Annotated in this window: 19 protein-coding genes; 16 read left to right on the top strand and 3 right to left on the bottom strand. The window is 31.2% G+C overall.

The window, feature by feature from the left end:
• Positions 1 to 1,286: 1,286 nt before the first annotated feature.
• The 5 genes from C661_RS0100540 (at position 1,287) to C661_RS0100520 (ending at position 5,772) form a co-directional block, all read left to right on the top strand.
• On the top strand, positions 1,287 to 2,672 hold the full coding sequence (locus C661_RS0100540; RefSeq protein WP_026050883.1) for a L,D-transpeptidase family protein: 1,386 nt from the start codon (positions 1,287 to 1,289) through the stop codon (positions 2,670 to 2,672).
• Positions 2,673 to 2,983: 311 nt separating this feature from the next.
• Positions 2,984 to 3,187, top strand: coding sequence for a hypothetical protein (locus C661_RS0100535; protein WP_017413338.1), 204 nt, complete (start codon positions 2,984 to 2,986; stop codon positions 3,185 to 3,187).
• A 112-nt stretch (positions 3,188 to 3,299) separates the two neighbouring features.
• Positions 3,300 to 3,710, top strand: a complete 411-nt coding sequence (locus tag C661_RS20995) for a helix-turn-helix transcriptional regulator (protein WP_017413337.1) — start codon at positions 3,300 to 3,302, stop codon at positions 3,708 to 3,710.
• Between the two features lie 28 nt (positions 3,711 to 3,738).
• Complete coding sequence (gene clpP / locus C661_RS0100525) at positions 3,739 to 4,329, top strand: ATP-dependent Clp endopeptidase proteolytic subunit ClpP (RefSeq protein WP_017413336.1); 591 nt, start codon at positions 3,739 to 3,741, stop codon at positions 4,327 to 4,329.
• A gap of 345 nt (positions 4,330 to 4,674) precedes the next feature.
• Positions 4,675 to 5,772: an XdhC/CoxI family protein gene (locus C661_RS0100520; protein WP_017413335.1), complete on the top strand. Its 1,098-nt coding sequence runs from the start codon at positions 4,675 to 4,677 to the stop codon at positions 5,770 to 5,772.
• Between the two features lie 89 nt (positions 5,773 to 5,861).
• Here C661_RS0100520 and C661_RS0100510 read toward each other — a convergent pair whose 3' ends face one another.
• Together C661_RS0100510 and C661_RS20990 are read right to left on the bottom strand one after the other, a co-directional pair.
• Entirely contained in the window at positions 5,862 to 6,125 is a 264-nt protein-coding gene (locus tag C661_RS0100510) for a hypothetical protein (RefSeq protein ID WP_017413334.1), read from the bottom strand.
• A gap of 14 nt (positions 6,126 to 6,139) precedes the next feature.
• A complete protein-coding gene (locus C661_RS20990) occupies positions 6,140 to 7,378 on the bottom strand; it encodes a Y-family DNA polymerase (protein WP_017413333.1) in 1,239 nt (412 codons plus the stop codon).
• Between the two features lie 219 nt (positions 7,379 to 7,597).
• Between C661_RS20990 and C661_RS0100500 the strand changes: the two genes are divergently transcribed.
• From C661_RS0100500 to C661_RS0100480, 5 genes are all read left to right on the top strand, one after another.
• Positions 7,598 to 7,831 (top strand): TIGR04540 family protein, encoded by a 234-nt coding sequence (locus C661_RS0100500; RefSeq protein ID WP_017413332.1) that lies wholly within the window; start codon positions 7,598 to 7,600, stop codon positions 7,829 to 7,831.
• A gap of 399 nt (positions 7,832 to 8,230) precedes the next feature.
• A complete protein-coding gene (locus tag C661_RS0100495; RefSeq protein WP_017413331.1) occupies positions 8,231 to 9,409 on the top strand; it encodes an exonuclease SbcCD subunit D in 1,179 nt (392 codons plus the stop codon).
• Positions 9,409 to 12,543, top strand: a complete 3,135-nt coding sequence (locus C661_RS0100490; RefSeq protein WP_017413330.1) for an AAA family ATPase — start codon at positions 9,409 to 9,411, stop codon at positions 12,541 to 12,543. The genes C661_RS0100495 and C661_RS0100490 overlap by 1 nt, the downstream gene beginning before the upstream one ends.
• A gap of 304 nt (positions 12,544 to 12,847) precedes the next feature.
• On the top strand, positions 12,848 to 13,654 hold the full coding sequence (locus C661_RS0100485; protein WP_017413329.1) for a DUF368 domain-containing protein: 807 nt from the start codon (positions 12,848 to 12,850) through the stop codon (positions 13,652 to 13,654).
• Between the two features lie 209 nt (positions 13,655 to 13,863).
• On the top strand, positions 13,864 to 14,388 hold the full coding sequence (locus C661_RS0100480; RefSeq protein ID WP_017413328.1) for a DsrE/DsrF/DrsH-like family protein: 525 nt from the start codon (positions 13,864 to 13,866) through the stop codon (positions 14,386 to 14,388).
• A 184-nt stretch (positions 14,389 to 14,572) separates the two neighbouring features.
• Here the strand turns inward: C661_RS0100480 and C661_RS0100475 are convergent, their stop codons facing one another.
• On the bottom strand, positions 14,573 to 14,764 hold the full coding sequence (locus C661_RS0100475; protein ID WP_017413327.1) for a hypothetical protein: 192 nt from the start codon (positions 14,762 to 14,764) through the stop codon (positions 14,573 to 14,575).
• Positions 14,765 to 15,099: 335 nt separating this feature from the next.
• Here C661_RS0100475 and C661_RS0100470 point away from each other — a divergent pair, with 335 nt between their 5' ends.
• From C661_RS0100470 to glnA, 6 genes are all read left to right on the top strand, one after another.
• Entirely contained in the window at positions 15,100 to 15,531 is a 432-nt protein-coding gene (locus tag C661_RS0100470) for a MarR family winged helix-turn-helix transcriptional regulator (RefSeq protein WP_017413326.1), read from the top strand.
• A 202-nt stretch (positions 15,532 to 15,733) separates the two neighbouring features.
• Entirely contained in the window at positions 15,734 to 17,197 is a 1,464-nt protein-coding gene (locus tag C661_RS0100465) for an MFS transporter (protein WP_017413325.1), read from the top strand.
• A gap of 249 nt (positions 17,198 to 17,446) precedes the next feature.
• Positions 17,447 to 18,823, top strand: coding sequence for a D-serine ammonia-lyase (dsdA, locus tag C661_RS0100460; protein ID WP_017413324.1), 1,377 nt, complete (start codon positions 17,447 to 17,449; stop codon positions 18,821 to 18,823).
• A gap of 111 nt (positions 18,824 to 18,934) precedes the next feature.
• A complete protein-coding gene (locus C661_RS20985; RefSeq protein WP_017413323.1) occupies positions 18,935 to 19,474 on the top strand; it encodes a hypothetical protein in 540 nt (179 codons plus the stop codon).
• Positions 19,475 to 19,705: 231 nt separating this feature from the next.
• Positions 19,706 to 20,419, top strand: coding sequence for a PHP domain-containing protein (locus tag C661_RS0100450; RefSeq protein WP_017413322.1), 714 nt, complete (start codon positions 19,706 to 19,708; stop codon positions 20,417 to 20,419).
• A gap of 309 nt (positions 20,420 to 20,728) precedes the next feature.
• A complete protein-coding gene (glnA, locus tag C661_RS0100445; protein ID WP_017413321.1) occupies positions 20,729 to 22,159 on the top strand; it encodes a type I glutamate--ammonia ligase in 1,431 nt (476 codons plus the stop codon).
• The last annotated feature ends 507 nt before the right edge of the window (positions 22,160 to 22,666 follow it).

Raw genomic sequence — 22,666 nt, 5'->3', positions numbered from 1 at the left:
AAGGTAAGCTCTAAATTTGATTCCCTATAAAATATAGAAATTAAAATTCAGTAGGCTAGTAAACCCTACTGAATTTTTAATTTGAAGAAAATATAAAGTTGATAGTAGCTTTAAAAAATCTACCATATTTGTCAAGGAACTAGCCACAATTAATATATTCTAAAAACAAAATTTTGCTAGAATTACTATCTTAGGGCGCAAGTTCTATATAGAAATCGAAACATTATATATTTTTAAGGAATTATTATGACTACTTCTTAATATATTTTAGCAACGGCAAGAAAGTTGATACATATTATAGAGGGTTGAATTTAAGTTTGGAGTAATAATTCAGGGGGGCTTAGTTTATGGATAAACAAATAAGAATTGATGAGGAACTGAGTAAGGTTATTGGACAAGAAAAGGGTACTAATGAAAGAGAACAATTCCAGCAGGTGGAAGAAAAGCTTATAGATGCATTAGAAGAAACCATGCAGGTGGAAGAAGCTTGTATTGAAGAGAAAAGTGAAGATATAAAAATAAATTACAATATGAAATGTGAAGATATAGATATAAATATAAATATAGAAGAAGTAAATGCTGCTGAAGACGAAACTATTAATACTGAGGAGAAAGATATTCTCCAAGAAGAACATAGTAGCAGTGAAGAAGAAAGTGAAGATATAGAAATAGATTGTAATGTGGAATGTGAAGATATAAATACAGAAGAATTCAATTCTATTGGAAATGAAACTATTGACCATGAGGAGAAAAATACTTTTAAAGAAGAACATAATATTATTGAAGAAAATAGTGATGATATAAAAATAGATTGTAATATGGAATATGAAGATAAAGATGTAAATATAGAAGAGTTAAATGCTACTGGAGATGAAACAATTAATGTTGAGGAGAAAAGTGTTCTCCAAGAAGAACATAGTAGTAATGAAGAAAATAGTGATGATATAAAAATAGATTGTAATGTGGAATGTGAAAATATAGATGTAAATATAGAAGAGTTAAATGCTACTGGAGATGAAACAATTAATGTTGAGGAGAAAAGTGTTCTCCAAGAAGAGCATAGCAGTAATGAAGAAAATAGTGAAGATATAAAAATGGATTACAATATGGAGTATGAAGATGCAGATGTAAATATAGAAGAATTGAATACTGTTGGGGATGAAACTTTTAATTATGAGAAAAGAAGTGTTTTTCATGAAGAACATAATAGTGTTGAAAAAAATAGTGATATTAAAGAAGAAAATTATGAAATTGATGAAGATAAAAATAAATATGATAATGATGATATAGAGAAGAGACTAATTAGAAAAAAGAAAATTATGAAGTGGAGTGTAATTTCAGTTGCAAGTTTACTTTTAATATATTTAGGATTTTCAACTTATTTTATGAACCATTTCTATTTTGGAACCACAATTAATACCATTGCTGTTTCAGGAAAGACTGTAGAGGAGGTAAATGAAGAGTTGGCAGCGGATACTGAAAAATATACTTTAACACTAGAAGGAAGAGATGGTGGTAAAGAAGAAATTTCTGCTTCAGAAATGGGGATAAAATATAATTCACAGGATAAAGTTCAGGAGTTAATAGATAGCCAAAATCCATTTAAATGGATTGTTGGAATTTTTAATAAGACAGATTCTCAGATATCTGATATGTTTTCTTTTGATGAAAAACTTTTAAAGGAGTCTGTGGACAAACTAAGTTACTTTGATAAGGCAAAGATAATTGAACCTAAAAGTGCTAGCTTAAAAAGAACAGATAAGGGCTATGAAATTATAAAGGAAGTTAAGGGAAATAAAATTAATAGAGATGTATTGTATGAGCAAATAGTAAGTGCAATCTTAGATGAAAAACAGGTGTTGAGCTTAGAAGATGTTAATTGTTATGAAAACCCAAAATATACTTCAGATTCTAAAGAAGTTATAGAGGCACAAGCTTCACTTAATAAATATATAGGTGTCACAGTTACTTATAACTTTACAGAAGGTAAAGAAGTTTTAAATGGAGCTACTATAAATAATTGGCTTAAAATTGATGATAATTTCAAGGTTAGCTTTGACGAAGAAAAGGTGAAAAGTTATATAAATAAGCTTGGAAATACCTATGATACTTTAGGTAAGCCAAGGGATTTTAAAACCACCTCTGGACGAACAGTTAAAGTTAGTGGCGGATATTATGGGGTATCCATTAATAGAACTAAAGAAACTCAAGAGTTAATTAACATTATAAAAGAAGGTAAATCTATAAGTAGAAAACCTATATATAGCCAAAATGAAGAAGAGAATAGTGGTAATGGTATAGGAAATACTTATGTAGAAATTGATCTTACAAACCAGCATATGTGGTTTTATAAAAATGGAAAACTTATTACTCATGGAAATGTGGTTACAGGAAACGCAGATAGCAAGCACTCAACTCCAGCAGGGCTTTATAAGATAACATATAAGCAAAAAAATGCTATTTTAAGAGGGCCAGGATATGCAGCACCAGTAAGTTTTTGGATGCCCTTTAATGGAGACATCGGTATTCATGATGCAACCTGGAGATCAAGTTTCGGAGGAAATATATACAAAAATGATGGTTCTCATGGATGTGTAAATTCACCATATGGTGTAGCAGAAGCTATATTTAATAACATTCAGGCAGGAGATCCAGTGGTTTGTTATCATTAATTACTTTTAATATAGATAATTTTGCGCAGTTATTCATGGGGAGGTTGTCACTAAAAACTAAGGATGTTTTTAAGGATTAAGTCTACTTGTAAGGGTTATAAATCGAACAGATTTTTGTGATTAAAAATATAATAAGAGATAGAAAAATCCCAGGGGTAAATTAATGTCGGAAAAAGCGGAAAAAATATCTTATAATTTTTAAAATTAGTGAAACAAAATAGAGGAAAGTTTCGTCTAATAAGTATATGAATATAGATTTTAATACCATATAGGTTTGATTTCATAAACTTATTAAGAAAGGAAGATTAACTATGAAGTTGGGAATAGCATTTATTCTCCTAGCTATAATAATTCCGAAGGTTAAGACTTTGACCTTTTTAGCAATTGGAAGGAATCCAGATGAAGCTATAACATTATATGAAAATGGCCTAATAAATTTCTTCTTTACAAGAGCTAAGCTTTTAATGGCCAAAATATTTAACGATAAATCTATAAAAACCTCTAAAACCTCCTAGTTGAATTTTTTTATTACTTTAGGTATAAATTAAGTGAGCAAAAAATGTCAGGAAATTTAATTTTAATCTCATTATAATTAAATTATGCATCTTGATGAAATGGAGGTTTATAATGGAGTATAATGAAATAATTCAACAATCTATAGATTACATTGAAGATAATTTAAATGAAAAAATTTCTCTTGAGGAGTTAGCGCGTCAAACATATATTTCTAAGTACCATTTTCATAGGGTTTTTCATGAATTAGTTGGAGAAACTGTTATGGACTATGTTAGAAAAAGACGACTAACAAAGGCTGCACAAGAGCTTGTTCAAAGTGATGAAAAAATAGTTGATGTAGCACTAAAATATCAATTTAGCTCTCAAGAGGCTTTTTCAAGGGCATTTAAAAGAATGTTTAAGGTTTCCCCAAGGGAATTTAGAAAAGCTCAGGTTAATGTTTTATTATTTAAAAAGGCAGAAATACATTATAAGCCTATGGTTACTACAAAAGTGGTAAATCCTATTTCTAAAGCTGCATAGTTTAGAGCTGTGAAAGGGAGAGATTATAATGAGTTATGTACCTACAGTAATAGAGCAAACAGGCAGAGGAGAAAGAGTTTACGATATTTATTCAAGGCTGTTAAAGGATAGAATTATAGTTTTAAGTGATCAGGTTAACGATGCTTCAGCTAGTATTATTATAGCTCAAATGTTATTTTTAGAAGCTGAAGATCGTGACAAGGATATAATCTTTTATATTAATAGCCCAGGAGGGGTAATTACAGCAGGGTTGGCAATTTATGATACTATGCAATATGTAAAGCCAGATGTATCTACCATATGTTTAGGTATGGCTGCCAGTATGGGGTCCTTCTTGTTAGCTGGTGGAACAAAAGGAAAGAGATTTGCACTACCTAATAGTGAAATTATGATTCATCAGCCATCAATTTCAGGTGGTTTAAGTGGTCAGGCAACGGATATAAAAATATATGCTGAAAGAATGCTTAAAACAAAGCAAAGACTTATTGAAATATATAGTGAAAAGACAGGACAATCACAAGAAAAGCTACAACAGGATATGGAAAGGGATAATTTTATGAGCTCAGCAGAAGCTAAAGAATATGGGCTTATTGATGGTATACTTTCTAGAGAGAAGTAATAAATAACTATATTATAGATTATTATGGTTAGTAAAAATACTTAATAAAATAAGGGAATGTGTCATAATGGATTCATTATGGTCATTCCCCCTTTTTTATTATATAGAGATTTTCATTAGTTTTTTATAAAGTTTTAATATTATTGGCTTTCAAATTATAGTTACTAAAATCTATATAGGGGGATTTTACATTAGCTTAAACCTTTAGTAGATAGATGCATTCCTATATAGGATAAGTTTGTAATAAAGTATAATATAAAATCATAATATGGAAGTATATTACAGTAATCAAGAGTGATACAATTAATTTTAAAGCTAAAAAGTGGATGAAGGGGAGTGGCCATTATGGGGATAAACTTAAATAAAGGTGAGTATGAAGGACTGCTTCAGCTGCTGGAAGAAGGAAAAAAGGCTGTTATGATTACTAAGTGGGGTACTAGTGATGGAGCCAATGATTATAAAAGAACGCAAACACTTCTTACAGAAGAAGCTTTAGATATATGGAACAAGGACAAGCTAAACTTTAATGAAGGATTATTAGAGAAAGCTAATAATGTAATCTTAACTGGAGAACTTCAATTTATAGATGAAAAGGAATCAGGGGTTACTTTAATTGAACCTTACTTTCCAGAGCCAAAGCTAATAGTTTTAGGTGGAGGACATATCTCAAAGCCACTAGTAGAGTTTGCTTCGAAGGTTGGTTTTTCAGTAACTGTAGTAGATGATAGGCCATTTTTTGCTAATGCTCCTCGGTTTCCTGAGGCAGAAAGGGTAATTTGTGAAAGCTTTGATAAGTGCTTTAATAAGTTTAAACTTAATTCATCAACTTTTGTGGTTATTGTAACTAGAGGTCATAGACATGATATGGAATGTGTTAAGAAAGTCCTTAATTATGATACAGCTTATTTGGGGATGATAGGCTCAAAAAGGCGTATTAAAATTGTAAGAGAGGAACTATTAAGGGAAGGTTACCCAAAAGATAGATTAGATAAATTAAATGCACCTATTGGTCTAGACATTGATGCAGTTACTCCTGAAGAAATAGCAATTTCTATTTTAGCACAGCTTATTAGCTATAGAAGAAGGAGCAGGGCAGTAAGTGGGGTTTCTAAGACCAATAAACCCAATATAGTAGAATTTAATGGGGATATAATTGAAGAACTAACAAAAGAGTGTAGTGAACCAAGAGCTATGGTTACAGTAGTTGGAACTAAGGGGTCAGTACCGAGAAAAGCAGGGGCTAAAATGTTGGTTTATCCAGATGGAAGGACCACGGGCAGCATTGGAGGGGGATGTGCTGAGGGAGAGGTAATTAATACAGCCCACCATATTATAAGAAATGGGGGATATGAAATTCAAAGAGTTGATATGACAGGAGAGGTAGCTGAAGATGAAGGTATGGTGTGTGGAGGCATTATGGAGGTTTTAATTGAGAGGTTATAACACTTTTAATTTTAAGGATTACTATGTCCATGGAGTATGGAATAGTAATCCTATTAATAAAAAATTATAAATTAGCACAATAGATCAAGTTAAATCTTATAAAGATACCATCTACAAGTATTAATTTCATATTTCAATTCTAGAAATTTTTCCGAATCATTAACAAGGGATAGACAGTTAAATACTAGGATAGGATTACCTGCAAACTTTTCTTTATCAGTAAACATTACTTTATTTATCTTTATAGTACATTTGGTATCATCATCATTTTTAATCCTAAATCTAACAGGATGGGGTGAGCCATCTTCTTCAAACCAACAAACTACTTCTATAGGCTTTGATACAATCTTCATAAAATATCACTCCATTACAAAATACTACTCATAACAGGGTAATCATCCCCAACGCCACCCATCATTGGCTTTATTCCACTTTCTAAAAAGCAAGATCTTACTATTGCTTTATTTCCATACTTATATCTTATTTCATCTAGAGTCTTATCTAACTTTATCTTTTTTTCTGTATTTTTCTCATCAAAGAGGGTTAATTGAGTACATTCATCTTTGCATAAGTGGGATACGGATACGCCTATATGCCTTATGGGCATACCATCCCAAAGCTCTTTGAAAAGCTTAAAGGCAATTTCGGCTAGGGAAGAGGTAACATTAGTAGGAGAAGTCAATTTCCTTTGTTTACTACAACCTCTAAAATCAGAGTATTTTAAGGATAGAGAAACTAAATTACATAGATTTTGGGAGTTTCTCAGTCTCATTCCTAGGGTTTCGCAAAGTGAAAGAATAAACAGGTAAGCTTCTCGAGAATTTTCAATATTCCAAGGAGAAGTAGTGGAGTTTCCCATGCCTTTCATTTCGATAAAGTTGGATTTTCTAACCTCTGAAGCTTCTATGCCATTAGCATATTTCCAAATAAGTTCTCCGTGGCTTTTTAATTTATATTTCAAAAGTCCTAGGTCAAAGTTAGCCAAATCACCTATGGTATTTATACCGAAGTTATTTATTAATTTTGCTTTAGTATTCCTCCCTACCATAAACAAATCCCCAATTGGGAGTGGCCACATTTTCTCTTTAATTTCAAAGGGATAAAGGGTGTGGACAGAATCTTTTCCAAATTCACTGCAGGTTTTAGCTAAAAGTTTATTTGAGGATATGCCAACACTTACACAAAATCCGAGTTCTTTTTTTATTCTTTCTTTAATCTTGTACCCTAAATCTACTGCATCAGAATAATCTTTATCTAACCCTTTAAATTCTAGAAAGCATTCATCAACAGAATATCTTTGGATAAGTGGAGTATATTCCTTCAGAAGTTCAATCATTGCATTTGAACATTGCAGATATAAATGGTAGTGAGGCGGTACAAGAACTAATTTCTCACCAACATTGGTACATTTTTGTTTTGCTGTAAATAAAGTTTCACCAGTTTGAACCCCCGCTTTTTTTGCAATTTCGCTCTTTGCTAAAATAATTCCATGACGAGAAGCCTCATCACCTCCAACAGCAGAGCAAATATTCCTAAGATCAACCTTAGAGCCATTTTCCAGTCTATATACAGCCTCCCAGCTAAAGATAGGCGGAGTTACAATCAAGATGCATTATAAGTCTATCTTTGAATTCTTTCATGTTGTCCTCAATCCTTCCCATAAAAGTACTAATAATAGTATTTTACCGAACTTACGTTCTTATGTAAAGAAAAATCTTCCTACAAAAAAATCTATAGAAATCTAAAGAGAAAATAGGTATAATGTATTATAATGTTGAAAAAGCAACATAATATTTAAGAAAATATTGTAACAAAGGAGTTTATCATGAGATTAACCTATAAAAACCCAAAAGAATTGGCTACAGCAATGAAGGATTTAGTAGATTCTTACTTAGATGGTGTGATGGAATATGAGGTACTTAAAGAAAGACTAAAAAAACTTGTTGAAGCTAATAAAGAGAGAGTATACAAGGATGATATAATGTCACTAAAAATAGCTAATGTATTAGGGGAAGAAAGAGTAAACATAGTAAATAAAATAATAAAAGAGCAAGAGTAATTTAATGTTTATCCATATTAGTTATAGCTTTAAAAACATTTAATTTTGTTTTGGAATTTTAGAAGTAACTAATTTTAAGCTAACTTTCAAATTTAATTATAGAAATACCCTAGCCAAAAGGCTGGGGTATTTTCATATAAATCATCTTGAAAAAATAAATAAGTCAGTATGCTTGCTATTTTGTGTTATACTACGTCAACAGGTTCCTTGTCTAACTCAAAATATCCTTCACATTTTTGAATTGGTATTTATCTTCAGATGCTTAACTGGCAAATAATTATAATGTATGAATTTGTTGATTATTTAATTAAGGTTAGTATAAGTATATAATATATTTATGGGACAAGGGTCTTTTTAACAGGCTAAAGATTTTTTAGAGTTATTAGGGAGGAAGAATTTATGAAAATTTTTCACACAGGAGATTGGCATATTGGTAAGTTGGTAAATGGATTTTATATGACAGAAGACCAAGAGTTTATAATAAATCAACTTTATGAGGCAATTGAGGAGGAAAAACCCCAGGTGGTGTTAATAGCAGGAGATCTTTATGATCGGTCTGTACCACCAGTACAAGCTATAGAACTATTAAATAGAATTTTAGGCAAAATTGTAAGAGATTTAAAGACTCCTGTTATAGCTTTAGCTGGAAATCATGATAGTAATGAAAGAATTGATTTTGCCAGTGAATTATTAAAGGAAAGCGGTTTATATATTAGTGGAAATTTAAAAAAACATATAGAAAAAGTTACAATTCATGATGAGCATGGGCCTATCAACTTTTATTCTATTCCTTATGCAGACCCAGCAGTGGTTAGAGATTTATTTGAGGATAATGAAATAAAAAGCCATGATGATGCAATGCGAAAGATAGTTGGGGTAATTAATGATTCAATGAATAGGGATGAAAGAAATGTAGCTATTGCCCATGGTTATGTTACATATATAAAAAATGATGAAGTTGCGGTAACCCTTGAAGAAAGTGAATCAGAAAAACCTTTAAGTATTGGAGGGACTGCCCTTATTAATGCAGAATGCTTTAGCACTTTTAATTACACTGCTCTAGGGCATTTACATGGTCCACAAAAGGTTGGTAGTGACAGGATAAGATATGCAGGTTCACTTTTAAAGTATTCTTTTTCAGAGGTTAAACAAAAAAAGGGAATAACTATTGTAAGCATAGATGACAAAGGGGAAGTAGAGATAGGTTTTCGTGAGTTTAAACCAAGAAGAGATTTTAGAATAATCACAGGGGAACTTAAGAGTTTAATGAATTTAGACATAGTTAATTCAGCAAATAAAGAAGATTACATAAAGGTGATACTTACGGATAAAGGGGAGCTTTTAGATCCTATGGCCAAGCTAAGAAGTGTGTATCCTAACGTGATGGAATTGATGAGGGAAGAAAGAATAAAAGCTACAGCTAATAGCAAAACAGTAGCTACCAACATAAGAGAAAGGTCTAAACTAAGTCTTTTTCAGAGTTTTTATCAGGACATAACAGAGGAAGAATGCACTTTAGAAGGTATTGAAGTTATGAAAAAAATTATAGAGAAGGCTGAGAAAGTTGGTGAGGAATAATGAAGCTTCAAAAGCTTATAATTAATGGATTTGGGCCCTATGCTACAAAGCAAGAGTTAGATTTTGAAGGAAATCTTAAGGGTAAAAATATGTTTGTTATCACAGGAAATACAGGAGCAGGAAAAACAACTATCTTTGATGCTATAAATTTTGCTTTGTATGGCGAACCTAGTGGTAGTGATAGAGATGGAAGGTCTTTAAGGAGCGATTTTGCAGATTCAGATACCCCAACAGAGGTAGAACTTTGGTTTTCTATAAGGAATAGGGAATATTATATAAAGAGAACTCCAAGCTATTTAAAGCAAAAACAAAGGGGAGAGGGATTTACAGAGAGTAAAGCTACAGCAGAACTTAGATTATCTAAGGACAAAACCATAACAGGAGCTAAGGAAGTAACAAAAGAGATAGAAAATATTTTAGGCATAACTACAGAGCAATTTAAACAGTTAGTGATGATACCACAGGGAGAGTTTAAAAAACTCCTTAATGCAAAAAGTGAGGAAAAGGAAGATATCTTTAGAAAAATCTTTGGAACAGAGATTTTTGAAAGGGTTCAAAAGGAAATAAAGGAAGAGGCAAATAAGTTAAGGCGTAAAGTTGAGCAGGTAGAAAGAGATAGATTAAATAAGATAAGAGCTTTTAGCTGTAAAGATAAGGATGAGGAGCTGTATAGGCTTATTAGCGCTGAGAAACCCAATATAGAACTGTTAATAACAAAATTTTATGAGTTTATAGAAGGGGATAAAAAGGAAGAGAAGACCCTTGAAGAAAATATAGCTTTAATAAGTAACTCAATAGCTAAAATTAATGAGAATATAGCTCTTGGTGAAGAGACCAATAAGAAGTTTATTAATCTAGAAAAGTATAAAGAGGAACTAGATAAGCTTAATGAGCAAGTAAAAAACTTTGAAGAGAAAAAAACTCAGTTAGATAGAGGAAGAAAAGCTATTACTGTAAAGGTATATGAAGATAAGTATGAAGAAAAGAAAAATGAGTTTAAGAGGTTAGATATAGCTTTAAAGAGCCTAGAAGAAAAAGTGAAAACTTGTAAAAAAGATTTAGAAAAAGCCACTGAAGAATTTTTAAAGCAGCAAGGGCGAGAAGAAGAGAAAAATTCCTTGATTAAGAGCATAGATGAAATTCAAAGGCTTAAAGTTAAGGCTTCAGATTATGAAGATAATAAGAAAAAGGTAGAGACTTTAGTAGGAAAGGTAAAGGGAATAAGAAACAGAATAAGTGCCATAGAAATGGAAAATAATGAAAATGATAATAAGCTTAAGCAAGTAAATAAAGCCATTGAAGATATAAATAAAGCGAAAGAAGAAAAAGCCTTAGTAGACATAAATTTAGTGGAAGGTATAGCTAAAGGTGAAAAATTATTTAAGCTTTCCAATGGAATAAAGCAATGGATTAAGGAAAAGGGGGATCATAGTAGAGAAATAGAAGGCTTTAAAAAGCTAGAAGAAAAATTTAAAGTTGCAAAAGAACACTATGAATTCTTAGAAGATACTTTAAGGAAAAGCCAAGCAGGAATCCTTGCCAAGCAGTTAGAACAGGGAATGCCTTGTCCAGTATGTGGTTCTACCCAACACCCAAAGATAGCTGAGGTAAAACATAGTGAAGTTACTGAAGAAGGAGTAAAAAGTAGTAAGGAAAACTTAGAGGTTATTAGAAATGAAAGAGATAAAAAATTAAATGAGTTAACTCATATTAATGCAGGCTTAAGCTCTTTAAGAGAAAACACTATAAATCCACTTTTAAAAGAGCTTTTTATGGAAGAAGCCTCTCAAGATATTATGGAGATAAATAAAGTAGTAGAACAACTATTAAGAGATAATGACATTATGCGACAACAATTAAAGTTAAAACTAAACAACCTTAAGAACATAATGAAAGAGGAAGAAGAAAGACAAAAGGAAAAGGTAAAATTAGAGAACCGTATTGTAGAGTTAAGAAAAGAACTTCAAGAGAGAAATAAGGAATTAGTAGAGGGAGAAGGGGTTCTTAGTGGAGCTAAAGAAAATCTAGAAAACATATTAAAGGAATTTAAGGGTCAGGTTAGATCCTTAAAAGAATTAGAAGAGGAAGAGAAAGCATTAAACAAGAACTTACAACTTATTAAAACTGCTTATGAAGCTTCTGAAAGGGCTTTTAATGAAGCAAAAAGTATTCTTGATAAAGAAGAAGGAAGACTTAACACCACAAGAGAAATGCTTATAAAAGTAGAGGGTGATAAAAATAAAGCTGTAGAAGTATTTAAAGAAAAAGTTCTAGCTTTAGGCTTTGAAGGGTATAAGGATTACTCTAATAGCAGAGTTGCAGAAGAACAACTTCAAGGATTAGATAAGGAGATAAACGAATTTAACTCTAGGCTAGAAGCAGGAAAAGCCCTATATGTAAATGCTATAAAGGAAACAGAAGGGCTAGCTAAAGCTGATTTAACAGAAGTAAAGGAAAAGTTAAATGAAGAGAATAGAGCAAAACTATCCTTAGAAAATCAGACCAAGGAAATCTTCTCTAGAATAAAAAATAATCAATTAATATTAGATAATTGCATAGCTTACAGCAAGGAAATAGAAAAAGATGAGAAAGAATACAAGATAGTAGGGAACCTAGCTAACATTATAAATGGGGACAATCCAAAGAAAGTAAGCTTTGAGAGATATGTGTTAGCTTCTTATTTCGAAGATATAATAGCTGCTGCAAATCTTAGATTTACTAAGATGACTTCAGGCAGGTTTGAGCTTTTGAGAAAGCAGGATATTGGGGATAAGAGAAAAGGTCAAGGTTTAGATTTAGAGGTTTTTGATAATTATACAGGAAAAGCTAGAGACGTAAAAACCCTATCAGGAGGAGAAAGCTTTAAGGCATCTCTATCTATGGCTTTAGGGCTTGCGGATGTAGTGCAAAGCTATGCAGGAGGCATACAATTAGATACTATGTTTATAGATGAAGGTTTTGGAACTTTAGATCCAGAATCTCTAGATAATGCAATAGAGTGTTTAATGGAGCTGCAAAATGACGGCAGGTTAGTTGGAGTTATTTCTCACGTAGCTGAATTAAAGGAAAGAATTGGTGCTAGACTAGAGGTAAGCTCAACAAATAAGGGAAGTAAGGCAGAATTTAGAGTTTAGGCATCTTCAAAAAATAAATAAGTCAATCTGCTCGTCTATTTTGTGCTATACTGCGTCAACAGAACCCTTTGATAGCTCCACTATCTGCGGAACCTGTTTCCTTGTCGGCACAAGCTTGCTTGTGAACACAAGCTTGCTTGTGAACACAAAATAGCTTTCACATCTTTGACTTGTTATTTATTTTCAGATGCCTTAGTAATAAAATCTTAAGAAAAACTTATTTTACAAAGTTACCTTTAGAAGTTATAATTTTACTTATGACTATAAATAGGTAAATTTATAAATGAAAATATAGGAGGATACAATGGAGAAGTTTGTTAACTTTTTTAAGGGTATAGTTGTAGGAATTGCTACCTTAGTTCCTGGTGTAAGTGGAGGAACCATGGCTGTAATCCTAGGAATTTACGATGATTTAATACATTCTATCAGTTCCTTTTTCGAAGATTGGAAGGGAAATACTTTATTTTTAATGCAAGTAGGTCTAGGCGGACTACTAGGAATAGTACTATTCAGTAAACTATTAGAAAATGCTTTAAATAAATATCCAGCAATAATGGGATTCTTTTTTATTGGAGTTATTTTTGGTGGAGTTCCAGTGCTATACAAAAAGTCCACAGAAGGTAAACGGGATATTAAGGATATATTATTTTTGATAATTGGATTTGTAATTGTACTTATTATGTCTAATGAACCTACTCAGACAACGGCATTAGCTACACAAAAAGGATTTATGAGCATTATATTTCTTTTTGTTATAGGTATAATTATAGCTATTGCGTTAATTCTTCCAGGAATAAGTGCATCTTTTATGATGCTTGCTTTGGGATTATATGGTGTTTTCTTAGGTGCTGTTAATGATAGGAATATAGCCTTTTTAATTCCAATAGGACTAGGAATAGTTCTAGGAACTTTAGGAACGGCTAGAACTATAGAAAACCTACTAAAAAAACAACCAAGAAAAACTTATATGTTGATATTAGGTTTTGTACTTGGATCACTAATTCCGGTATTTCTAAAAATACCAGCAGGATTTAATGTAGTTCCAGCAATTTTAGCGTTGATAGTGGGATTTTTATTAATTAGATGGATAAGTAAAAAAGAGTTAGGTTAGTTAAATGAAATTTATAAAATGAAAAAAGTGATGGATTATTGTTTATGCAGTAATCTATCACTTTTTATTTTCTTAACTAAAGTTATTAAACTTTTGTATTAAAAATCTAGTAAATACTTAAAATAACCATGTATGCAAGGTCTTTACTCTGAAAGCTATAGCATTAATAAACTTTAGTTATTTTAATTTTATACAAAGGAGTTGTATTCATGAACAATACTGATAACATGCTTACAAGTAATGAGGAGAAGGAGTTTTCTAATAAGAAAGTAAATATGGTTCTTTTTAGTGGAGAATATGATAAAGCACTAGCAGCATTAATAATGGCAAATTCAGCTAGAGAATTAGGTGCTGAAGTAACAATGTTTTTTGCCTTTTGGGGGTTAATGCTTTTAAGGGATCCAGAAAAGTTGTCCTCCGAGGATAAAACTTTATATGAGAAGATGTTTTCAATGATGACACCCAAAGGACCAGAGGAGCTACCATTATCTAAGATGAATTTTGCTGGAGTTGGAAAAGAAATGCTATTAAAAATGATGGATCAGGATAAGGCACCTCATTTAATAGATTTTTTAAATGGAGCAAGAAAAAAAGGTGTGAAATTCTATGGATGTAAGATGTCCGTAGAAGTAATGGGTTTTAAAGAAGAGGAAATGATTCCGGAACTAGAAATTGTGGATGCAAAGGAGTATTTAAAGGATGCTCTAAATTCTGATATGCAGTTATTTATATAGACCGGTTATGGACTGTAAATTAATAAAATCACTATGCTCTAAGAAAATATAGAGCATAGTGATTTTTAAAGTTTTCCTACATAGAATTTTAATTATTTCTAAAAGCTTTAAAATGCTAAAAAGAATTTTATATATGTTGAAGGTAAGCTATACTTTCTTAAAAAAACAGAAATCTAGAAAAAATCTAAGTTTCTAAGCCACTACCATTTTTATAGGATAAATCTATTTCTTCTTCTACATCACTATTAGATTTAGATGTATTAAGAGGATTTTTATCCTTTCCCCAGTTCATTTTTGAACTTAGTTCTAAAGGGAGTTGAGGATCACTTTTAGTTTCATTAAACTTAACATAATCCTTCATATTTTTATTATCCATTTATAGCACTCCTTTCTTTATTTTAATTTTTTCATCTATTGTTTTAACATAAGCTAATACACTAATGCTTAATTATTTTCTCCTCTTTAGAAGTATTATATGTATAAATATAGTTGACTAATCAACTATATTGTTGTATTTTTATTATAGGAATTTAAGTATAGTATTTCATGTTTTAGTAATTGAATGAGGTAAAGGTTTTAGAAATTAAGATTATGATTAGTAATTTTCAATGGATAGTTAACTACATTTATAGTGGGATTACCTACAATTTTGAAAACTGTAAAGATATAGTGAAAGTTAAAAAATTATGTTGAATTTTTAGAGGTGAAGGTATGTCAGAGGAAAATAGAGCCTTAATTAAATTTGTAAATACTATTTCTAGAATTACACAGAGTTATACAGATGAGGCAATGGTAAAATTGAATTTAACCAGTGGAACTTATCCTTTTCTCCTTGTACTTTATAGAAAAGAAGGAATAAATCAAAATGAAATTAGCAGAGAGCTTAATGTAGACAAGGCAATGTCAGCAAGGTCTATAAAAAAGTTAATAGACCTTGAGTATATAGAAAAGAAGGAAGATGAGAAGGATTCACGGGCCTACAAGCTTTATCTTACTGAAAAGGGAAGAGCTATAGTTCCTGAAATAAAAAAAGAAATTCAGCAATGGATTAAAATAATAACTAAGGACCTTTCAAAAGATGAGGAGGCATTACTTGAAGAAATGTTAAGCAAAGTTTTGAGTAGGGCATCTGAAAATAAATAATAGTCAAAGATGTGAAGGATATTTTGAGTTCACAAGCAAGCTTGTGCAGACAAGGAAATAGGTTCCTTAGATAGTAGTGCTATCTAAGGGTTCTGTTGACGTAGTATAACACAAAATAGACTAACATACTGACTTATTTATTTTTTTGAAGATGCCTAAGACAAAGAAACATAAGGAAAAAACAGAAGAAGGAGATTAATTTATGAGCAATTCAAGTGAAAGCTTAATTAAAAATAGGTGGATTATTTTATTTAATGTAGTTTTGATGACCTTTATGTCTTGCTTAGATAGCAGTATTGTAAATGTAGCTTTACCAGTGATGGCAAATAAGCTTGGAGTAACCATGGCTTCCATAGAGTGGGTGGTTACAAGCTATTTAATAGTGATATCTTCTACCATTTTAATTTTTGGAAGATTAGGGGATATCAAAGGGAAAACTACTATATTTAAGTTTGGTATTATTTTGTTCACTATAGGGTCCTTATTGTGTGGAATCACAAACTCCTTAGGAGTATTAGTTATAGCTAGAATTGTACAAGCTATTGGTGCGGCAGCAACTATGTCTACTAGTCAAGGAATAATTACTCATGTGTTTCCTACTAATGAAAGAGGAAGGGCTTTAGGGGTTTCAGGAACCTTTGTAGCCTTAGGAACTATGGTGGGCCCACCACTTGGAGGCTTTATTATATCCTTAGTAAGCTGGAAATATATTTTCCTTATAAATCTTCCAATAGGTGTGTTTACTTTCTTTTGGGCAACGAAGAACTTTCCTAAGGATGTTTCATCAAAAGTGGAAAGCTTTGACTTAAAGGGAGCAGCATTATTTAATATTACAGTAATAGCTTTAATTTGTTCTTTAACCTTTGGACAACATCTTGGATACACAAGTCCTGTTATTTTATTAGGCTTTATTATATCGATTTTCTCCTTTGCATTATTTATTATTGTAGAGAGAAAACTTCAAGTACCTTTATTAGACCTTAAAATCTTTCATAATCCATTATTTTCTCTTAGTATATTCTGTGCCTTTACATCCTTTATAGCCATTGGAGCTTCTAATATAATGCAACCTTTTTATTTGCAGAATGTATTGAAGTTACCACCAGAAATTACGGGGTTATTTATGATGGTGTATCCATTAATCTTGTCTATAGTGGCACCTATAAGTGGATATTTATCAGATAAGATAGGATCAGAATTATTAACCTTCTTAGGACTTGTTTTTACAAGTACAGGATTATTCCTTATGTCTACTTTAAATCAGTATTCAAGTCCTTGGGTTATGATAGGCTTTGTGGCTATCATGTCTATAGGTAATGGGTTATTTCAATCTCCAAACAACTCCTTGGTTATGTCAACAGTGCCAAAGCACAAGCTTGGTATAGCAGGAAGCGTTAATGCTTTAATAAGAAACTTAGGTATGGTTATAGGAGTGTCCTTATCCACAAGTATTTTATATAATCGTATGAGTTACAAGATTGGATATCCAGTTTTTAGCTATGTTTCAGGAAGAGAGGATATATTTGTTTTTGGAATGACCTATGTGTATATTACGGCAGCAAGTATATGTGCACTAGGAGCTGTATTAACGGCAGTAAGATTATATGGAAGTAAAAATAAAAAAAAGTTATCAGCTGAAAGTTTTACAAAAGATATAGCAAGTTAGATATTTATAGAAGTTGATAAGTATATAAAATCCTTACTAATGCAATTTAGTAGGGATTTTCTTTTTAAATTGTTGATGAAAGTGAAAAGATAAACTTCATGGAAGTATTATAGTAAGCTATTATCTATTAAAGAATATTGACAAATCTAGTACTTAATTTATGCTTTAAGGTTTTTACGATGTAGATATAGTTATATAATTATAGGAGAGAAGAGTTATTGATGTATTTTATATTAAGGGGATGTGTAAATGGTAAATAATTTAATTATGGGGAAATCAAAACTACAATGGATAGAGGAATATCCTATATTAAAAGAAGTTATGGATACTAAAGAAGTACTTTGGCTAAATCCAGGGCATAAGAGTTTTAGCGAGGCTATGAAAAATATAAATATAACTGAAGAAGAGGTAAAGGATGCAGAGGCTAGATTAAAGAGGTTTGCACCTTTTATTGCTAAGGTGTTTCCTGAAACAGAAAGCACAAAGGGAATTATTGAATCGCCAATTCTAAAAGTTAGAGAAATGAAACATAGAATAGAAAAGCTGCATCATGTGCAATTATTGGGGGCTTTATTGCTAAAGTGTGATAGTCACCTTCCTATCTCAGGTTCAATTAAGGCTAGAGGCGGAATTTATGAAGTCTTAAAACATGCTGAGAGTTTAGCGATAAAAGAAGGAATATTAAAGGAAGAAGATGACTACACAATAATTTCCAGTGACCAATTCAGGAGATTTTTTTCTGATTATTCAATAGCAGTGGGTTCTACAGGAAACTTAGGGCTTAGTATTGGAATTATCAGTGCAAAATTAGGCTTTAAGGTTACAGTGCATATGTCTGCAGATGCAAAACAGTGGAAAAAAGATCTTTTAAGAAGCAAAGGTGTAACAGTAGTAGAGTATGAATCTGATTACAGTAAGGCTGTAGAAGAGGGAAGAAAGTTATCAGAAATGGATGTAAGTAGCTATTTTATAGATGATGAAAATTCTAAGGATTTATTTTTAGGTTATGCTGTAGCAGCTCTAAGACTTAAAAATCAATTAGAGGAAATGAAGGTATTAGTAGATGATAGTCATCCTTTATTTGTATATCTTCCATGTGGTGTGGGGGGAGGTCCTGGTGGAGTTGCCTTTGGACTTAAACTTATATTTCAAAATAATGTTCATTGCTTTTTTGCAGAACCCACTCATTCACCCTGTATGCTTGTGGGAATGAGTACAGGAGAGCATAATAAAGTTTCTGTACAAGACTTTGGTATAGATAATGTAACTATTGCAGATGGACTTGCGGTAGGAAGAGCTTCAGGATTTATAGGGAAGGTCATGGAAGAACTTTTAAGTGGGATTTATACTGTAGAAGATAAACAGCTTTATAAATTATTAAGCACACTTGCAGATACAGAGAGGATTTACCTTGAACCTTCAGCCTTAGCAGGTATGCCTGGGATAGTTAAGTTATTTAAAAGCCAAGAAGGAGCCGCTTATATTAGAAATAATAATTTAGAAAGCAAAATGGAAAACTCCACTCATATAGCTTGGGCTACAGGGGGAAGTATGGTTCCTAAGAATGAAATGATGAAGTATTATGGGGTAGGTAAGGAATTATTAAATGAAGAACAGATAAAATAAGAAAATATGTAACCTCTGATAAGAAGTTTAAACACGACTTATCAGAGGTTTTTATTGTGCCCTGTTTTTATAACCATCATATACTGATAATAAGGTTAACAATTATAGTAGGTGATTTTTATTAAAAAATATGGAGGATATGATATTGAAAAGTTAGAGCTTTTAGGAGCTGGAAGCCAAGGCAAAGTATATAAAATTGACTCTAAAACCTGTATAAAGATTTTTAAAAATCCGGATTCTTGTAGAAAGGAAATAAGGACTTTAAAAATGGCTCAAGAGGATCCTCATTTTCCTAAACTCTATGACTATGGGTATAAGTATATTATAAGAGAGTGCATTCATGGTATTGAACTTGATAAGTATTTAATGCACAATCCCCTAACAAGGGAAATTTCTCTGAAAGTTATAGATGTATATGAAGCTTTAGGGAAGGTAGGATATAAAAGACAAGATACCATGTTGTTTCATATATTTATAACTTCCTGTAGTTATTTTAGAGTAATAGATACTGCAAGAGCAATGAAGGAAAAAACCACTTTTCCAAGAAGGATTTTAGAGGAGTTAGATAAACTTGGCTATAAGACAAAGTTTTTAGACCATGTTAAAGCATTAAGACCAGATTTGTATTATAAATGGTTTAAGAAAAAATGATTTTAAGTACATTGTGGTAAGTTTTAGAAAAAGCGTTCATTGTGGAATTTTGTAAAGATGTAAATGTTATAGTAGTTTTTGAAATTAAGTCACTATATTAGATAAGGATATAAATTATCATTTATAACAAAATTTAAGGATGAACTAAAAACATTAGAATTGAAAAAGTTTTTATATCAAAGTTAGATAAAAGCAAATAATATGTATTATAACAATATGTGAGGTAGTTAAATGTTTGTAAAAGGGGATTTTCATATACATTCCACGGTCTCTGATGGCTGTCTAAAACCTTGTGAGGTAGTTCAATTTGCAAAGGAACAAGGGGTGGACATAATAGCATTGACTGACCATAATACTATGGCTGGAGTAGAGGAAGCAGTAATCGCAGGAGAAAAACATGGAGTTATGGTTATTCCAGGAGTAGAACTTTCAACTAGATATAGAGGAAGTCGTGTTCATATTCTAGGTTACTTTAATGAGGATGGATATAAAAGTGAAGTTTTTAAGAAGATTTTAAAGCTTGTAAAATCCAGAAAAACTAAGCAAATACAAAGGTTATTAAGAGGAACTGTTGAAGTGAAATTAGATAGTGGAAAATTATCAGTGGAAAGTGGCATAAAAATATTGAAGCATTTTGGTGCAACAGTAGTATTAGCACACCCAGTAATTATAAATAAAAAGTATGTTATGGATGTGATATCTATGGATTTTCAAGGAATTGAAGCAAAGTATTTTAGAAATACCAAGGAAGATACAAAATACTTCTTAAAGCTTTGTAGAGAGAAGAATTGTTTCTATACTGCTGGTTCAGATTTTCACACAAATAAGCAAGTAGATTTTAAACATGGTCTCATTGGGGCAGTCTGGTTAGAGGGGAAGGAAATAGATACATTTTTAAAGGAAATATCAACTAAAAAGTTAGTTAAATTGAAAAATTCTTCTTAGGTAAGGTTTCTTGAAAATAAAGTAATATCCTTTAGGATAATCAGCATTATGAATTAATAATATTAAAGGACTGTCTCACAATTCACAAGAATACATGTTGAGCAGTTCCTTTTTTTATATAGGAAACATATAAATTTGGAGTAAAAATGAAAGAAAAACTTCATAAAAAGAATATATAGAGAGATATTTTTCATAAATATGGTTAAACTGGGTTTTAAAGAACTAGATGGGATTTGAATACAGCATTACGTTGTATTATACTGAAAATGGCGAAAATTCGAAATATTTTAAGGAAGAAGGAAGAATTTTATGTTTAAGAATTTTAACGAACTAGAAAGTTTTGTTAAAGAAAATGGAATTAAAATAATTGATTTTAAGGTAGTTACATTACCAGGAAGATGGAACCATCTTTCAATTCCTGTGGAAAGATTAAACGAGAAAGTTTTTGAAGAAGGTATAGGTTTTGATGGTTCAAGTTATGGATATTCAAGCATAGAAAACTCAGATATGTGCTTTATACCAGATTTAACTACTGCTTTTGTTGATACATATTGCAAGGTTCCAACTGTAACTATGATTGCAAACATTTATACTGTAGGAAAAGAAGAAGGAAGATTTAGTGGAGATCCTAGATTTGTAGCTGAGAAAGCTGAGGAGTTCTTAAAGAAAACTGGTATAGCTGATGAATTTGTAATAGGACCAGAGTTTGAGTTCTATTTATTCGATCATATTAGTTTTGAAGCTAAGAATAACCATCAAGAAGTAACAATTGATTCTAAGCAGGCTTATTGGAATACTAACGAAAAAGAAGAAAACTATGGATACAAAGTTCCTTTCCAAAGAGGATATCACAGGGATTTACCTTATGATTTAAATAATGATTTAAGAAGTGAAATGACTTTAAAGCTTGAAAGCATGGGAGTGGATGTGAAATACCACCATCATGAAGTAGGAGCAGCTGGTCAATTAGAGCTAGAAGTAGAATTAGGTGAAATGAGAAGAATGGCTGATGCTACAATGATAGCTAAATATGTAATTAAAAATGAAGCAGTAAGACACGGAAAAACTGCTACCTTTATGCCTAAACCTCTTTATGGTGAAGCAGGAAGCGGAATGCATGTTCATATGCTTCTTAAGAAAAATGGAGGGAACTTATTCTATGATGAGAAGGGGTATTCAAAATTAAGCCAAGAAGCATTATACTTCATAGGAGGTATTTTAAGACATTCTAAAGCTTTATTAGCCTTCACTAACCCATCTACAAACTCATATAAGAGATTAGTTCCAGGTTTTGAAGCACCAGTATCAATATGCTTTGCCACAGGAAATAGAAGCTCAGTTATAAGAATTCCTGGTTATGTAAAAAACCCAGAGAAGCGTAGATTTGAGTTCAGACCTTCAGATGCAACAGCTAACCCTTACTTAGCATATTCTGCACTTTTAATGGCTGGTATCGATGGAATCTTAAATAAAATAGACCCAACAGAAGCAGGATTTGGACCTTTTGATATAAATGTATTTGATATGCCAGAAGAAGAAAGAAACAAAATAGAAGCTCTTCCAACTTCTTTAGAAGAAGCTCTTGAAGAATTAAAAAAGGATCATGAGTTTTTACTTAAAGATGGAGTATTTGATAAACACTTCATCAACAACTGGATTAAGTTTAAATATGATAAAGAAGTTATGAAAATAGCTAAAGTTCCATCACCAATTGAGTTTGAACTTTACTACGACTTATAAAAAATCTTAAGATTTTAGTGATTTAAAACAACAGAATTTTTAAGTTCAGCTAAAGCAATAAAACCCAACCTGATTTTTATAGGTTGGGTTTTATTGCTTTACTAACTTTTAATTATTTTTAACTAAGCTTTTATAAATGAAGAAAGCAATGAAAAATATATTATGTAATATATAACATGAATTAAAGAAAATTATAAGAATTATAGAAAAGAATCTATATTAAGTGTAAAATCAATATTAAGTATTATAAAAATATGTAGGACAAAGTTCATTTTCAGAGGGGAAGTTATGAATTTTAAGTTAAGTTATAATAGTATATTTAAATTTACTGGTAAAAATGCTCCAACACTTAAGGTTAATTCAAGGAATATAGTAGAGATACATACCTATGATTTCAAGTTTTAATTAGTAAAAAGCAGTTTATAGCTGATAAAAAGCATTAAATATAAATTTTGAACAGTAAATCTGTTTAAAATATTTGTACTTTTAAGAACAATATAATATAAT

The organism is Clostridium tunisiense TJ (assembly GCF_000300195.1).
Classification (GTDB): domain Bacteria; phylum Bacillota; class Clostridia; order Clostridiales; family Clostridiaceae; genus Clostridium_J; species Clostridium_J tunisiense.
The sequence above is the reverse complement of the archived record's forward strand: the minus strand, read 5'-3'. Positions and strand labels throughout refer to the sequence as shown.

Excerpts from the sequence above, each read along its gene's own strand:
- dsdA (WP_017413324.1), top strand. The coding sequence starts at position 17,447 with ATGGTAAATAATTTAATTATGGGGAAATCAAAACTACAATGGATAGAG.
- C661_RS0100495 (WP_017413331.1), top strand. The coding sequence starts at position 8,231 with ATGAAAATTTTTCACACAGGAGATTGGCATATTGGTAAGTTGGTAAAT.
- C661_RS0100510 (WP_017413334.1), bottom strand. The coding sequence starts at position 6,125 with ATGAAGATTGTATCAAAGCCTATAGAAGTAGTTTGTTGGTTTGAAGAA.
- C661_RS0100450 (WP_017413322.1), top strand. The coding sequence starts at position 19,706 with ATGTTTGTAAAAGGGGATTTTCATATACATTCCACGGTCTCTGATGGC.
- C661_RS0100475 (WP_017413327.1), bottom strand. The coding sequence starts at position 14,764 with ATGGATAATAAAAATATGAAGGATTATGTTAAGTTTAATGAAACTAAA.
- clpP (WP_017413336.1), top strand. The coding sequence starts at position 3,739 with ATGAGTTATGTACCTACAGTAATAGAGCAAACAGGCAGAGGAGAAAGA.
- glnA (WP_017413321.1), top strand. The coding sequence starts at position 20,729 with ATGTTTAAGAATTTTAACGAACTAGAAAGTTTTGTTAAAGAAAATGGA.
- C661_RS0100520 (WP_017413335.1), top strand. The coding sequence starts at position 4,675 with ATGGGGATAAACTTAAATAAAGGTGAGTATGAAGGACTGCTTCAGCTG.
- C661_RS0100490 (WP_017413330.1), top strand. The coding sequence starts at position 9,409 with ATGAAGCTTCAAAAGCTTATAATTAATGGATTTGGGCCCTATGCTACA.
- C661_RS0100465 (WP_017413325.1), top strand. The coding sequence starts at position 15,734 with ATGAGCAATTCAAGTGAAAGCTTAATTAAAAATAGGTGGATTATTTTA.
- C661_RS0100500 (WP_017413332.1), top strand. The coding sequence starts at position 7,598 with ATGAGATTAACCTATAAAAACCCAAAAGAATTGGCTACAGCAATGAAG.
- C661_RS0100535 (WP_017413338.1), top strand. The coding sequence starts at position 2,984 with ATGAAGTTGGGAATAGCATTTATTCTCCTAGCTATAATAATTCCGAAG.
- C661_RS0100470 (WP_017413326.1), top strand. The coding sequence starts at position 15,100 with ATGTCAGAGGAAAATAGAGCCTTAATTAAATTTGTAAATACTATTTCT.
- C661_RS0100480 (WP_017413328.1), top strand. The coding sequence starts at position 13,864 with ATGAACAATACTGATAACATGCTTACAAGTAATGAGGAGAAGGAGTTT.
- C661_RS20995 (WP_017413337.1), top strand. The coding sequence starts at position 3,300 with ATGGAGTATAATGAAATAATTCAACAATCTATAGATTACATTGAAGAT.
- C661_RS0100485 (WP_017413329.1), top strand. The coding sequence starts at position 12,848 with ATGGAGAAGTTTGTTAACTTTTTTAAGGGTATAGTTGTAGGAATTGCT.